Source organism: Neisseria sp. P0014.S009, assembly GCF_051958155.1.
Taxonomy (GTDB): Bacteria; Pseudomonadota; Gammaproteobacteria; order Burkholderiales; family Neisseriaceae; genus Neisseria; species Neisseria flavescens_C.
Map to the genome: position 1 here is coordinate 1 of NZ_JBQCVS010000078.1, position 339 is coordinate 339.

Genomic DNA, 339 nt, shown 5'->3' on the forward strand with positions numbered 1-339 from the left:
TAGCCATTCCGGCTGACGGTACCTTCACAAGAAGCCCCGGCTAACTACGTGCCAGCAGCCGCGGTAATACGTAGGGGGCAAGCGTTGTCCGGAATCATTGGGCGTAAAGAGCGTGTAGGCGGCCTGATAAGTCGGCTGTGAAAGTCAAGGGCTCAACCCTTGAATGCCGGCCGATACTGTCAGGCTAGAATCCGGAAGAGGCGAGTGGAATTCCTGGTGTAGCGGTGAAATGCGCAGATATCAGGAGGAACACCTATGGCGAAGGCAGCTCGCTGGGACGGTATTGACGCTGAGACGCGAAAGCGTGGGGAGCGAACAGGATTAGATACCCTAGTAGTC

1 rRNA gene is annotated in these 339 nt (G+C 56.3%); it reads left to right on the forward strand.

Features of this window, described 5'->3' with window-relative positions:
• Positions 1-339, forward strand: a 16S ribosomal RNA gene (locus ACTHS4_RS11740); the annotation flags it as partial.